This window comes from Alteromonas sp. BZK5 (assembly GCF_014349115.1).
GTDB lineage: Bacteria > Pseudomonadota > Gammaproteobacteria > Enterobacterales > Alteromonadaceae > Alteromonas > Alteromonas macleodii.
The window spans coordinates 1-14,856 of sequence record NZ_JACSOE010000024.1 but is presented as its reverse complement, the minus strand read 5'-3'; the positions used below and the strand labels follow the sequence as shown (position 1 = coordinate 14,856).

Below are 14,856 nucleotides of genomic sequence, written 5' to 3'. Positions count from 1 at the left end.
AACAAAGGCCCCGTTATGTCGGGGCTTTTTTTATTGCATGGTTTTAATTTGATTAGCAACGCTATCTGCAAGCGCGTTGGGGATAGGGATCGTTAAATGGTATTGGGTGACTTTCCACTTTGCTCCCTCTTTTATTAAGACACCCGTGCCTCGTGTTTCTCCCAGGCTTTCATTATCGAGCAGTTCATCGAACCAGGCTACATCGTGATTAGGGGAAAAATAGATATGCCTGTCTCGCGGGTGGTATGTCCATCCTCTGCCCTTGTCAAAGTGAGGTTTGGCATACGCCTTAAACGCTTCTTTGGTCCATACCTCAGATGCGTCGGTGCCAATAAAGATCGCGCTGTCGTGATACAAACCAAAATACTGCTCAAAGTCTGCAATAGACGCATTGTGATGTAGAGCATTAAGTGTCTGATTCACTGCGTCGCGGTCGTTGTTCGCAACGGCCGTCGTCGCAACAGCAAGCATGACCAGACCTAACAATAGATATTTCATAGTGACTCCGTTTTTCTTCTAGTATTTCTTATTATGCTGTTGAACGCATCATTAGTATATTCGAAGCAAATAATTGCTACTTTTTACTGCAATGTTATAGCATTGGGTTAATCGTTTAACTATCGATGCTGTAAGTGGCTAAAACCACCGCTAAATTCTGAACGAAGTTGTGTTGATAGCAAATATTTCCTCCTTGATGTAATGGCTAAAATGTCTTCTAGTATTCAACGAAACCGTATTCGAAGCATCGATATGATGCGTGGCTTGGTCATGCTGATTATGCTTATCGATCACGTGCGAGAGCGCTTTTTTCTGCATTTGCAGGTATCTGATCCTATGGATATCGATACCACGTCACCTTCTCTATTTTTCACACGATTAGCCGCCCATTACTGTGCACCCACATTTGTGTTTTTGACGGGGCTGTCTGCATGGCTCTATGCCAATCCAATGGACTCAGCGAATAAGGCCAAGCCGACACGCAATGTCAGAGAGTTCTTAATTAAGCGTGGATTGTTTATTCTGTTCTTAGAGGTCACATTTATTACATTTAGCTGGGGGGCGAGTTTCCAAACGCTTTATCTTCAGGTGATGTGGGCCATAGGTATCAGCATGATTGCTCTGGCTGTATTGAGTTATCTTCCAAGAACTCTGTTGCTCATTTTAGGCCTCTTAATTGTCTTTGGACATAATGCACTAACGCCAATTAGCTATGTTCCACATGAAACAGGCTATACGCTTTGGACAATGCTGCACGATAGAGGATATATACTTCAGTCAGCCGCCCTAAACATTAAAGTGAGTTATCCCGTGCTTCCTTGGATAGGGGTAATACTGCTCGGTTATGCATGTGGGCCCCTTTACAGTCAACAGCTTGATAAAGCGCGACGCGGTCGGTGGTTGCTCGGTTTATTTGCAGTGTCGCTCAGCCTATTTTTCCTACTTCGCGGTTTAAATATTTATGGTGAGACCTTGCCTTGGGAGCTACAACAAAGTGCCATCACTACGTTGATGTCATTACTTAACTTGACTAAGTACCCCCCGTCTTTAGCATTTTTGCTCTTTACGCTGGCCGGCATGTTTCTATTGTTGTTTGCTTTCGAGCGCGTTAAGGAAACGCAGTTTGCATTTCTTGACACCTTTGGTTCGGTTCCGATGTTTTTCTACATCCTGCATTTGTACGTATTGTTGGTGATGTACGGTATTGCATTCTTTATTTGGGGGACAAATAAAGGAAAATACGTGGGTGTAGACCATATTTATCAAATATGGTTAATAGCTGCTGGCCTTAGTTTAGTGCTTTATTTCCCTGTTAAATGGTTTAGCGCCTATAAATCAAAGCACCACGCCCCTTGGCTTAAATACTTGTAAGACTGGCCTTCGCGTCTATTGTGGGTCGTATCATCATTAAGGTGGATAGCAAAGTGCGCTATTGGGAGCGAAAGGCACTTAATTGAAAGTTTTAATTAAGAGTTTAGATGAAAGTCGGTTTTCGACTTACCGGCTTGGCTTCATCCTTCATGTTTTACCGTAGATTCCCGAACAACCAAGGAAGGTTCGAAGTACAGCTGAACGTCATTAGCCTGACCATATACTTTATTAAGTATGTACTTGGCTGACATTTCAGCCATTTCCGCAATTGGGTTACTGACCGTGGTAAGACGAGGAAAAACATGGTGGGCAAATACCACGTCATCGAAACCGACTACAGACAAGTCGTGGGGAAGGCTCATTCCTAAATCTCTCGCGCAGCTTATCGCACCCGATGCCATCCAATCGTTGGCGCACACTAAAGCCGTGAAAGGCATATCGCGCGCCATGAGCTCTAACAAGCCAATCTTCCCGTCTTCTTCAGAATAGTCGCCGTTAAATATCAACTGTGGGTTTATGGGCAACCCTGCTTCCGACAATGCGCGTTTATGTCCTTCCAAGCGCAAGCTCGCGTCACACTTGTCAGTCGGTCCAGAAATATATGCAATGTCTTTATGGCCTAGCTCGAGTAAGTGGCGAGTAGCCAGATATCCACCCTTTTCATTATCGAGGCTAGTGCATGCCTCAGGTAGCCCTTCCACCTGTCTGTTAACCAAAGCAACGGGAAGTTTCGACTGGTTTAACTCCAATAAATACTCATCGGATAATGCTTCTGCATGCATGATGAGTGCATCGCAGTTACGGCTAATAAGAAACTCTACCGCATCTTTCTCTGTTTCTAGGCAATTTCGTCCTACCGAAATAATGACATGTTTATCTGCGGCGCGCAGCGTTGACTCTACAGCTTGCATCAGATCGCCAAAAAACGGGGCGTTGAGTTCAGGTACGAGTACCCCGACGCTGTCAGTGCGGTTATTTGCCAATGAACGAGCGACAGAGTTTGGGCGGTAATTTAGCTCTTTAACCGCTTTCTCTACGCGTTCTTTCAGTACTTTGTTTACCGAAGCCTTACCATTTAATACGCGGGATACCGTAGATAAAGAAACACCTGCACGCTCGGCAACTTGATAAATGGTGGGCACGTGATAAGACCTCGTTCTCTAAAACAATCACTCTAACTGACTGTATTATGCCGATATCGGCGGTTGTTCGCTACGTCGAGAGAGTAAAGCTTGTGTAACTTCTTTTTGTTTTTCGTCATTTAATGGGTACAGACAGATTAACGCTGCGCCAGCAAAGCCAAATAGCGCCGGTATCCAACTCATTAAAGACTTCATACCTGGAAGCGTTTGATCAATTGTATTGATATCAAGACCGTTATAGCCATAGCTTCCCAATACTAGCAAGACGAGCGCCCCTGCAAAGCCTCCCCCTGTTTTTTGAACAAAAGAGCCTGCAGAGTAGACGAGTCCGGTGGCTCTTCGACCTGTCTTATATTCGCTGTAGTCTGCCGAGTCTCCTAGCATAGAGAAAAATAAGGTAGGCAATATGGCGGCAAAAAACTCTGCACTGCAACCTAGAATGAATATGGCGCTCACGCTTTTCTGAGGAACAAAATAAATGCCAGAGGTCAATACGCTACTTGCTAACAGCGCGATAATAAAGAGCTTCTTGCGACCAAACATAGCGGCTAATTTGGACGTTGCTAATGCGCCGAAAATCGACACTACCAGCAGTGAAATGAAAAAGTAGCCTGTGAGTAGCTCATTGCCCATGTAATATTTGAAATAGTAGGCAATAACGCCATATTTGACGCCATTAAACATCATGGTTAGAAAACCCATTCCTAACAGAATTAGCCAGGGTTTATTGGAAAGCAGGTCGATAATATCCTGCTGAGAACGGGTGTTTTCGGCTTCCGGTCGGCGAGTTAACCGTTTAATTGCAATAGTAGTAAGCGCTATAACAGTAATGAAGATTGCCCCAGTTACAACGTCTCGATAATAAAAGAAGGCGGTTATTGCTGAAAGAGGAACTAGAATTAACGGTAGTTGCTTTCCCAAGTCGATGAGTTCAGATGTTAGTGAACGAGGAGCGGGCGCTACTTGGGTACCTGTCTCTGTTTTTGGAGAGTCCAGTTTAGTGTCTTGAGGCTTTGAAACCTGCTGCAACGTAACGCGCTCTTTCGTGGTAAAAACTGTTACACACATTAATATGACAAGCAACGTGGCAAACAACCACATGGTATATTGATACCCTACAGCAGTGTTCCCTTGGCCTAGCAAGTCCACCAGCATAGGCAAACAACCCATAACAAGCAGTCCACCAAAGAATGCCCCAGCAAAACGAAAGCCAGACAAACTTGTACGCTCTCTATCATCACTGGTCATCACGCCCATTAGCGCTGAGTACGGTACATTATTAACCGTATACGCTAAGGTTAGTCCGATGTAGGTCAGGTAAGCGTAAATGAGTTTGCCTGAATACGAGAGATCAGGTGTGGTAAAGCAAAGGACCATGAAAAGGCCAAGAAAAGGAGTGGAGCCTAATATCCAAGGGCGAAACTTTCCCATCTTAGTCTGGGTTCTGTCAGCAATCATTCCCATGATAATATCGGTCACACCGTCAGAAAGACGAACGACAAGAAATAGCATCGCAGCTGCAGCGGCTGTAATACCGAACGTATCGGTATAAAATACCGCCAAATATGCTAGTGCGCCCCGCCAAACTAAATTGGCCGCAGCGTCTCCCATGCCATAACCCACTTTTTCTTTTAATGTCAGCTTATGGTTCATTGCTATTTCCACTGTTGTTATGTTCGACTTGCTATGAGCGCTTTATAAGCATTGGCGCTAAGTTTAAGCGTACGCTTTTGCGTTTCAAAATCCACATAAACTAGCCCAAATCGCTTTTCATATCCTTCCGCCCACTCGAAGTTATCAAGGAGGCTCCATGCGAAGTAACCACTCACTTCTACTCCATCAATCACTGCGTTGTGTACCATGTTTAAATGGGCATTGTAGTAATCAACCCGATCAACATCATTAACAAGACCATCTTTGAGTTCGTCTGCCATTGCAGCACCATTTTCAGTTATAAAAATGGGAGGGAGCGTATATCGTTCGTTTAATGAAGTAAGTAAATCATAAAGCGCTTTTGGATAGATTTCCCAACCAATATCGGTTAATGGACCTTGATGAGGATGCTCGAAATACAATGCACCTTTCTCTTTGGGCGCAGAATAGTGTAATCGCGTGTAGAAATTTACCCCTAAGAAATCGATGGGCTGACAGATTGTCTCCATATCACCAGCTTCAACTGGTGGTCTATCCGCTTCGTCTATATCAGATAACACTTCGGGGTAGCTTCCCTCCATTACAGGCTGCATATACCATTGGTTGATATAGTCATCTGCTTTGCGGGTGGCTAAGAGGTCTTCTTTCTTTTGTGTGGCGGGGTAGCATGGCGTAAAGTTCAATACTATACCGGCTTCGCTATTTGGGACATTTTTTCTAAGCACCTTCATCCCAAGGCCGTGTGCTAGCAAAATGTGATGAGCCGCAGTTCTTCCGTATTTTCTACCCGTTCTGCCCGGGGCGTGTACGCCTATCTCATACCCTAAATAAGCACTGCAAAAAGGTTCATTGAACGTTGCATAGGAAAAAACGGACTCGCCTAACGCCTGCGTTATTTTGTCAACATAGTCTTCAAATGCAAAAGCAGTTTGTCGGTAAAGCCACCCACCTTTATCTTCCAGGTGCTGCGGGAGATCCCAGTGATAAAGGGTAACAAATGGCTTAATGCCTTTTTCATTTAACGCATCAACTAGCGTTTTATAAAAGGCAACGCCTTTTGGATTTAGCTCACCTTCTTGAGTGATAACGCGCGGCCAAGAAATAGAGAAACGGTAAGCGTCTACATTTAAGTCTAACAAAATGTCGAAATCTTCTCTCCAGCGAGCAATATGATCACAGGCGACATCGCCATTGGAGTGATCAGCAATGGCTGAAGGCCGTTCACAAAATCTATCCCAAATACATTCGAGACGGTTATCGACATCCCCTTCTATCTGAAAACTTGACGTGGCAGTTCCATAAAGAAACGAATTTTTGAGTAAGGGACTGCCTGCGGGAAGCGAAATGCTGTTCATATGTCGATAACCTTTTTCTTACTGCACAAATTCTAAACGGATGCTGGCAGTACAATGAATCTGAAATAACAAAGCGGTTTATAGCACAAATAAAAAACAATTAGAAAGCGCTTTCTCATATTTATGTCATTTTTACGTTAATGGAATTAAGTGACTGATAATATTTAAATGACTATTACCGGAATCTAATGGAGCTTTGGTTTTCCTGTAACGTATTGAATTAATTTGTTTTTGATCTTCCTGTGAGAAGTTTGGTGTTGTCGATACAGTTGTTGCCTGTGAATTAATTGTAAAAAATGTGTTGATCTTAAACTTTTGTTGAATTAATGTTCGGAAAGCGCTTTCTTACGTCTGGGTGTTCTAGTTTCTCTTTGGGAAAGCCCTTTCTGGTAGCGCGTAAGGTTCACAACACACATAAAAGCCACTATTAAAGAGAGATAGACCGTGACACAAACAACACCAAATAAAAGCAAGATCGCAGCAAGTTTGTCATTGATACTCGGGACCGCTTTGAGTAGCGGTGTGATGTCATCTGCGACGGCGCAAGAAACAGAAAAAGACATAGAAGTTATTCAGGTATCAGGTATACGAAGTAGTGTTCAAGAGTCGATGGGTATCAAGCGTGACTCTGCTGGTGTTGTTGATGCCATCTCAGCAGAAGATATTGGTAAATTTCCTGATACTAACTTAGCAGAGTCACTACAGCGTATTACTGGTATTTCAATTAGTCGGAATAATGGTGAAGGAAGCCAAGTCACAGCGCGTGGTTTTGGACCTGACTTTAATATGGTAACGCTGAATGGACGTACGATGCCTGGTTCTGCGTTACCTGGTGGTGGCGGAGCAGCAAATTCTCGCGCCTTCGATTTTTCTGACCTTGCTTCTGAAAGTGTTAGAGCGGTTGAAGTGTACAAAACAGGTAGAGCGAGTATTGCAACTGGGGGGATTGGGGCTACGGTAAATATACGAACAGCACGTCCCTTTCAAGCATCTGACAATGGCATTACCGCAAGTGTAGGCGCAAAAGCACTGCATGATACGACTAACCGTGTAGGTGATGATGTTACGCCTGAAGTATCAGGCTTTGTCAATTATCTCAATGATGACAATACCTTTGGCGTTACGTTTACCGGTTCATTCCAACAGCGCGACAGTGCTGCACAAGGTGCGTTTGTGAACGAGTGGCGCGTAAATCCATTTGATGGCACGGTGCCCCAATCTCCTGATCCAGCGAACCCAGATAGCGGTGACCCAATTGTGCTGAACAACGCACCAGCCATGGGACAGCTTTTCGCCATTCCCTCAGACTTACGTTATTACATGGCAGACCGAGAGCGTGAAAGAACGAATGCACAGCTAACGTTCCAGTTTGCTCCTTCAGAAAAAATGACGGCCACGCTTGATTACACCTATTCAAAGCAAGACTTATACGAAGCTCGAGCCGAGCAATCGATATGGATGGATGATAGGTACTTCACCGAACTAACTTTTGATGATGAAACGGTAAAAACGCCAGTATTAATCACTCAAGAACGCCGAGATTTGCTACCTCGTGATCTAGGCTTGGCGCTTCAAGAACTAAACCAAGTCAACGAAAACAAGTCGATCGGCTTAAACCTTGAGTACTTCGTAAATGACGAGCTAACTCTAGTCTTCGACCTTCATAATTCGACGGCAGAAGGACGCCCAGATGCGCCCTATGGAACGTGGACAAATCTTGGTTTAGGCGCAAACGTAGTTAAAGGGCAAGGTGTCGATTTCAGAGGCGACTTCCCTATTATGTTCGTCGATTTTGACGATGAAGCTCGTGATAATCTTAACGGTAATGGCGTGCTTGACCAAGATGATGTAGGTACATCGATATTGGACATGAATTTCTCGTCGCAAGACACCGAGATTACTCAAGCTCGTCTTGATGGCTCTTACGTTATGGATACCGGAAGTATTAACTTTGGTATTGAGTCACGCTCAATGGAGAGCACATCGCTCCAATCTCTAACCCGCCACACCATGGGCAACTGGGGAATTGAGAACCCGGGTGAGCTTCCTGCTGGTTCTTTAACACCGCTGGATTTGGCGAGTGAGTTTAGCGATTTCAATACTGAGGGGATGTTCTCTCAGGGCTTTACCGGTAGCGTTGCGCAAATTGGTGCATTTGCTGCTCAAGAATACGGTTTTGATTTTCTTGCCAACAACCCGTTTGCAACTAACCGTACTATTGAAGAAGACATAACTGCGGTTTATTTCGAATTGGATTTATCTGGCGAGTTAAACGGCATGGAGTACAACCTGTTGGCAGGTGTACGCTACGAAAATACCGATGTAACTTCAATTGCAAATATAAGTTTACCTAGCGGCATTGCGTGGGAAGGTAATAATGACTTCAACGTCCGCTTTGGAAGCGACATGGAAGATGTTGAAGTTGAATCAAGTTACGACCATGTACTTCCTGCATTAGATTTCGATATCGAAGTTGTTGAAAACATGATTGCGCGATTCTCTTACAGTAAGACAATAGCGCGACCCACGTACAACAACTTGAGCGCCGCTGCGACAGTATCGCCTCAAAGCGGGCCGACAATTCTTACTGACAGCATTACCGCCACCGCGAGTTCAGGTAACCCATCGCTAATACCATTAGAGTCAGACAACCTTGATCTTTCGTTCGAATATTATTTCGATGAGACAAGCTATGTGTCGGTTGGTTTTTACGATAAGCGTGTTAAGAACTTTATCGGTAATGAACAAGTTGAAGAAAATATCTTTGGGTTGAGAGACGTTACCAATGGACCGCGTGCAGAGGCGGCTCGCGCTGAATTAGAGGCGCGTGGTATTCCAATTAATGATACGTCATTGTTTAACATGGTTGCTGCGATGGAAAACGGTATCGAGTATGACTCATTGACTGACGAACAGTTTGAGCAGCAATTCGATGTGCTGCCCAATAGCGAAGATCCGTTGATTACCTTCATTAACTCTAAACCTGTTAACAATAAAGCGGCGAATATTTACGGTTTCGAACTTGCTGCGCAGCACTTCTTTGGTGATAGCGGCTTCGGGGTACTGGCTAACTACACCACAGTGCAAGGTGATATTGGTTTTGATAATGACGCAAATCCATCGATAACTCAGTTTGCCCTTGTGGGACTAAGTGACACAGCAAACCTCATCTTGATGTATGAGAAAGATGCTTTGCAAGCGCGTATTGCCTACAACTGGCGTGATAAGTTCCTTGATACAACCTCTCAGTACATTAATGAGCCGGGCTATACCGAAGACTATTCACAAATAGACTTCAATGTTTCTTACGACATCACTGAAGATCTTACGGTGTCATTTGAAGGGATAAACATCACAGATGAAAATATCCGTAGACACGGCAGAACAAGTGCTATGTTGTGGAAATTAGATGAGCTTGGCGCTCGCTATGCACTGGGAGTTCGCTACAAGTTTTAACGATTGGGGTGTGTTTACCCGCTAAAGTGCTTAGGGTTGCGCTTTAGCGGGTTTTTTTGTCATAGTGCTGTTTGAATAGTAACCAGAAAAACGACTGAACATGTTTGTAGAAGTACAGTGGGGCATATCGTGGTTCTTAACGTATGAGTGATAATGAAAGTCATTGCAGTATGCATCGGGTCGTCATTGTCGGTGGTGGTACGGCTGGGTGGCTTGCAGCAGGGATACTTGCCGCAAAACTAAGCGCGAATCACACCGTTACCTTGATAGAGTCACCCAACATCCCTTCTTTAGGTGTGGGCGAAGGCTCTTGGCCGTCACTGCGCGATACCCTTCTTGATATTGGTATTAGTGAAACGGAATTCTTAACGGTGTGTCATGGTGCTTTCAAGCAAGGCTCCAGCTTTGTTAATTGGCGTAAAGGCGGGCACTGCTATTATCATCCATTTACCGTTCCAACAGGCTACAACGAGCTCGATATTTATACATGTTGGAAATCAATCGCACCAAACACATCGTACGAAGATGCGTTTTCGTTACAAGCCGCCATGTGTGCCGCAGGCAAGGCGCCCAAGCAAATTGCTACGCCGGACTACGCCCATGTGCTCAATTACGGTTACCATTTCGACGCCACAAAACTTGCTGAGCTGTTAAAAAATCATTGCGTAGACAAGTTAAATGTCGCCCATGTCGTTGGTCATGTTGACAGTGTTCACTCTCATCAAAACGGGGATATTGAAAGCGTATCAACAAAGGACGGGAAAAAAATAGTTGGCGATCTATTTATCGACTGCTCTGGCAGCAGCGGCTTGCTTATCAAGGAACACTTTACTATTCCCTGGATACCGGTTAAGCGCACAATGCTCAACGATCGCGCCGTTGCGCTTCAAGTGCCTTATTCAAACGAAGATGCTGAAATAAAAAGTACCACAGTGGCCACTGCACAAACCTGTGGGTGGACGTGGGATATTGCGTTGCAGCACCGCCGAGGTGTAGGCCTAGTTTACTCTTCTCAATTCACAAACGAAGAGCAAGCAAAGCAGGTGCTGATTGACTACGTTCGTGAACGTTACCCTAGTGCACAAGATGCAGAGCTTTCTTTTCGTACACTCTCCTTTGAGCCTGGCTATAGATCACAGTTTTGGGTAAAAAACTGTTTGAGCTTAGGTATGTCTTCGGGGTTTGTTGAACCGCTTGAAGCATCAGCCATTGCCATGGTCGAACTTGGCTTACGTATGCTCTGTGAGGCTTTTCCGCAAAACAAAGTACACATGGAAATAGCCAGTAAGCGCTACAACTCGCGCTTTGCATATCGCTGGCAGCGCGTTATCGACTTTCTAAAACTACATTATGCTTTAAGCGATAGAGAAGAGCCGTATTGGTTAGCGCAAAGAGATAAGGCGTCCATACCCGATTCCCTCGCTGAATTGCTTGAACTGTGGAAGTATCAAAGCCCTTCACGCTTAGATCTTATCGAGAACGAAGAGATTTTCCCCTCTGCTAGCTATCAGTATGTACTGTATGGAATGGGCTTTTCTTCTTCTACATCGCCTTTACGGCTAAATGAAGAGCATAAGCGTAAAGCAGTTCACATTCGCGAAACCTTACAACAAACTAAAAACGCTTATCTGCAGGGATTGCCGTCTAACAGAGTTTTGCTCAATGATATTGCAAAGCGCTACAGCAACGAAAAACAACACGTGCCCTCGCTTGCTCAACGTGAAAAGAACGAACACGCTTCAGCTTCGAGTTGTAATGACATAAAAAATACTTCAGATAAAAAGGACACCTCTTATGACCGTATCGGGTTTAGATAGCAGTAAAAATCAAACGCCCGTTAAGAACGTAGTCATTGCGGGTGGCGGTACTGCGGGATGGATGGCGGCCACAGCGCTGTCACGGCTTTTGGGTAAGTCAATAAACGTTACGCTAGTCGAGTCGAAAGATATTGGTATTGTAGGTGTGGGCGAGGCGACTATTCCGCCTATTAGAACATTTCACAAGTTGCTTGGCATCGACGAAAAAGCATTTATGCGTGCCACACAAGCCACGTTCAAACTGGGTATTGAGTTTGAAAATTGGCGTGAACAAGGTCACAGCTATATTCATTCTTTTGGTATAACCGGAAGAGAGTGTTGGGCTGGCGAGTTTCACCATTTTTGGCTGAGGGCTAAAGAATACGGATTTGGTGGTGAATTTGGTGATTATTGCCCGGAACTTATTGCCGCTAAACAGAGCAAGTTCGCCACATCAGAAGCCATGCCGCTTAACTTTGCCTATCATTTTGATGCCGTTGCTTACGGTCGATTTTTAAAGTCTCTAGCGTGTGATGCTGGGGTAACTCACAAGGAAGGAGATATAGAAAAGGTCGTAGTATGCCCGCAATCAGGCAACATCCAGTCCCTTCGATTAGCAAGCGATGAAGTCATAGATGGCGACTTTTTCATAGACTGTACAGGCTTTAAAGGGCTGCTTATTGAACAAGCCCTTCACACCGGTTACGACGATTGGCGACACTATCTTTTCTGCGATAGTGCGGTAGCTATGCAAACTGAGCTTACAGCCCCACCTGTGCCATACACCAAAAGTGTGGCACATCAGGCCGGTTGGCGCTGGCAAATACCTCTTCAAGAACGAATGGGTAATGGATTGGTATTTTGTAGCCGATTTATGAGCGATGAAGACGCCATCAATACACTTAAATCGCAGGTGACAGGCGCGCCCATTAATGAGCCGAGAGTGATTCGTTTTACTCCTGGAAAACGCAGGCGTGGTTGGAATAAAAACTGCGTGGCGCTAGGGCTATCCAGTGGCTTTATTGAGCCTTTAGAGTCGACCAGTATCCATCTAATCATGACTGGCCTTATACGCTTAATGCGCCTATTCCCTTTCGATGGCATAACCCAAAGCGCAATCGACGAATACAACAATAAGTTTGATAGCGAAATGTCGGCCATACTCGATTTTATTGTTATGCATTACAAGGTGACACAGCGCGAGGACAGCCCCTTTTGGCAGCAATGCCAACGCATGGAGATTCCGCCGTCACTTGAGCATAAATTGGCTTTATTTGCCGAGTCTGGCCGCGTGTTTTTAGATGACGGAGATATTTTCCGTGTTGACTCCTGGACCCAAGTATTAATGGGCCAAGGCATGACACCTAGCCAGTATCATCGTGTTGCCGATGAAATGAGTGAACAGTCACTTAAGCAGTTTATGGCAGGATTAAAGCAGCAGGTGGATAATCACGTAGCTAAACTCCCCTCGCACGAGGCCTTCTTAACACAGTATCTGAGATGAGTTATTAGAAGCGTTAGGTGTTGGCGGCAGGTAGCGCGTTAACGATGAACCAAGCAGATTCTAACTAAAGAGTTACCAAACACACTGCATCAGCACCATACCCAGCTAGAAGTCTGGGTTTAGTGCTATCTAAATTGGGAAAAACGCATACAAAGTACTGAAATAGATAATCCATTTTGTAGTTTACGGTAGTTTGTTACTGTAAATGATTGCTGCTTTGCAGTTAAACGGTAGAATTGTACCGAAATTCTGCTAATATTTAGTACTTAACGGTAATAAACTACTGGATAAATGATGCAAACAGTCACACTGCAATTATTTAATCAAGGTCAATGGTGGGATGCTGCTACTTTGTGTTTCTCTGATGAGCGGATCAATGCAAGTTGTTCGCTGTACTATGAGCATGAATATATTGTTAAGGTCGCAAGCTATGAGGTCAAAGATTGCTGGGCATGCTCCGTCAATGCACCTATCAGCATTGTTCCTAAAGACTACCCTCATTGGCCAGCTCTATTAGATGATATTTTGCCGGTGGGTAAGTCTCGAGATTGGTGGCTCAGTTATCTTAATGTCAGTCGCTCAGACGAGTTTCAGCAAAATTACGCACTGCTGACTAATGCTTGTATGTCGCCCGTTGGTAACTTAAGAATAAAAGAAGCCGTACCGACAGATGCTAATATCGACTCTCGCCGTTTTCCAATTGAGAACGTGATTTCATTGCAATATGACTTTTTAGAGTATGCTAATGAACAAGGCTCCGCAGTAGGAGGGGCGACAGGAGCTGGTGGTGTTGCCCCAAAACTGCTACTCATGCTTGAAGACGATAATGTTTTCATTGATGGGGACTTTGCAGGTAAGCCGTTGACCGCCACACCTTATTTAACCAAGTTTGCTAGAAATAGACGCTCAGCACGAGATAACAACATCTTAAAAGCTGAGGGCGTTTTTTATAAGGCTCTTTCGGAGATCCTGAAAGGTACCAATGTTTCCACCATCGATGTTGAAAAGTTAAAAACATTAGAAGATAAACAAAGTGGCCAAGCTAGTTTATGGCTACCTCGCTTTGACGTCCGCATAGAAAGTGGTGTGGCTAGTCGTATTGGGTTGGAAAGTATTTATTCAATCATTAATGCCGAACCTGGCAGCTATCAAGATCATTTTGATGTGATGGAGACGGTGTGGCAAAGAATAAAGTCTGCAACTCAAATGACGAAAAACGAATTTGCTAAGCAATATGTTGTGAGAGATTTTCTAAATATTGTCTTCGGTAACTCAGACAATCACGGCCGCAACATTTCATTTTTAAAATTTGACGGCGATATTTGTTTTGCACCTATCTATGATTTTGCTCCTATGAAAGCCGATGAAGAAGGCATAACCCGTTTATTTAAGTGGGGGCGAAGTTGCGAAGTAGGTGGGCACGTTAATTTTTTAATCATTGCAGAGCAGCTTTCAGATTTTTGTGAGCCTGATGAAATGATTTTATTTTTGCGGCAACTGGCAGAAAAACTAATCGACCTGCCTGAGAGGTTGAAAAGATTACATTGCCCAGATGAGATATTAAATTTTCCGGCGATTGGTTTTAGTAACACTAAAACTAAGTTAGTGGCAATGGGAGTCTATGATGGTTAGGTTGACGGGCGAACGACGAAAAGAAATTTTAGCTCAGCTTGAAAGTGATCTTGCGAACAATGTTATCGGCATAGGCGATCTAGTAAAGCAGGTTCGTACCCAACTTTATGGCATGACCCAAACACAGTACGCGAAATTTATTAAGGTGTCTGATAAAACATTGCGCGATATCGAGAAAGGGAATACCGATCCTCGCGTCTCGGTACTAAATAAAATTTTAGCGCCTGGTGGTTTTCAACTTTCTGTTCGATCAGTTCGCCGCGATATATAAAATTATCTTTGAGGTGCATCAACTCATGGGGTTTCATAAAAAATAAAAAAGCCCAGCATGGCTGGGCTTTAGCGGAGGCTTTTGGACTCCAACGGATATTACTCGATATTCTGAATTTGCTCGCGCATCTGCTCAATCAGGACTTTAAGTTCAACCGCCGATTGTGTGATGTCGGTGC

Annotated in this window: 11 protein-coding genes; 6 read left to right on the top strand and 5 right to left on the bottom strand. The window is 44.3% G+C overall.

What is annotated here, in order from left to right; all coding sequences use genetic code 11:
- Positions 1 to 30: 30 nt before the first annotated feature.
- The gene (locus BIZ39_RS09225) at positions 31 to 498 is read right to left on the bottom strand and encodes a nuclear transport factor 2 family protein (RefSeq protein WP_014977834.1); all 468 of its coding nucleotides are present in this window, start codon (positions 496 to 498) and stop codon (positions 31 to 33) included.
- A 201-nt stretch (positions 499 to 699) separates the two neighbouring features.
- Here BIZ39_RS09225 and BIZ39_RS09220 point away from each other — a divergent pair, with 201 nt between their 5' ends.
- On the top strand, positions 700 to 1,869 hold the full coding sequence (locus BIZ39_RS09220) for a DUF1624 domain-containing protein (protein WP_187446843.1): 1,170 nt from the start codon (positions 700 to 702) through the stop codon (positions 1,867 to 1,869).
- 140 nt (positions 1,870 to 2,009) lie between these two features.
- On the opposite strand, the gene BIZ39_RS09215 is transcribed toward BIZ39_RS09220, so the two are convergent.
- From BIZ39_RS09215 to BIZ39_RS09205, 3 genes are read right to left on the bottom strand one after another with little or no spacing between them, the layout of a single operon-like run.
- Complete coding sequence (locus BIZ39_RS09215; protein WP_187446842.1) at positions 2,010 to 3,011, bottom strand: LacI family DNA-binding transcriptional regulator; 1,002 nt, start codon at positions 3,009 to 3,011, stop codon at positions 2,010 to 2,012.
- Positions 3,012 to 3,056: 45 nt separating this feature from the next.
- A complete protein-coding gene (locus BIZ39_RS09210; protein ID WP_187446841.1) occupies positions 3,057 to 4,664 on the bottom strand; it encodes an MFS transporter in 1,608 nt (535 codons plus the stop codon).
- A gap of 17 nt (positions 4,665 to 4,681) precedes the next feature.
- Positions 4,682 to 6,019 (bottom strand): GH1 family beta-glucosidase, encoded by a 1,338-nt coding sequence (locus BIZ39_RS09205; protein WP_187446840.1) that lies wholly within the window; start codon positions 6,017 to 6,019, stop codon positions 4,682 to 4,684.
- A 525-nt stretch (positions 6,020 to 6,544) separates the two neighbouring features.
- On the opposite strand from BIZ39_RS09205, the gene BIZ39_RS09200 reads away from it, so the two are divergent.
- From BIZ39_RS09200 to BIZ39_RS09180, 5 genes are all read left to right on the top strand, one after another.
- A complete protein-coding gene (locus BIZ39_RS09200; RefSeq protein WP_239217964.1) occupies positions 6,545 to 9,475 on the top strand; it encodes a TonB-dependent receptor in 2,931 nt (976 codons plus the stop codon).
- 143 nt (positions 9,476 to 9,618) lie between these two features.
- The gene (locus BIZ39_RS09195) at positions 9,619 to 11,292 is read left to right on the top strand and encodes a tryptophan halogenase family protein (protein WP_187446838.1); all 1,674 of its coding nucleotides are present in this window, start codon (positions 9,619 to 9,621) and stop codon (positions 11,290 to 11,292) included.
- On the top strand, positions 11,270 to 12,775 hold the full coding sequence (locus tag BIZ39_RS09190) for a tryptophan halogenase family protein (RefSeq protein ID WP_187446837.1): 1,506 nt from the start codon (positions 11,270 to 11,272) through the stop codon (positions 12,773 to 12,775). Before BIZ39_RS09195 ends, BIZ39_RS09190 begins: the two co-directional genes overlap by 23 nt.
- 291 nt (positions 12,776 to 13,066) lie before the next feature.
- The gene (locus tag BIZ39_RS09185) at positions 13,067 to 14,407 is read left to right on the top strand and encodes a HipA domain-containing protein (RefSeq protein WP_231514346.1); all 1,341 of its coding nucleotides are present in this window, start codon (positions 13,067 to 13,069) and stop codon (positions 14,405 to 14,407) included.
- Positions 14,397 to 14,678 (top strand): helix-turn-helix transcriptional regulator, encoded by a 282-nt coding sequence (locus BIZ39_RS09180; protein WP_231514345.1) that lies wholly within the window; start codon positions 14,397 to 14,399, stop codon positions 14,676 to 14,678. The genes BIZ39_RS09185 and BIZ39_RS09180 overlap by 11 nt, the downstream gene beginning before the upstream one ends.
- A gap of 98 nt (positions 14,679 to 14,776) precedes the next feature.
- Here BIZ39_RS09180 and BIZ39_RS09175 read toward each other — a convergent pair.
- The coding region (locus BIZ39_RS09175) for an endoribonuclease YicC domain-containing protein (protein ID WP_187446858.1) at positions 14,777 to 14,856 on the bottom strand (80 nt) is incomplete at its 5' end.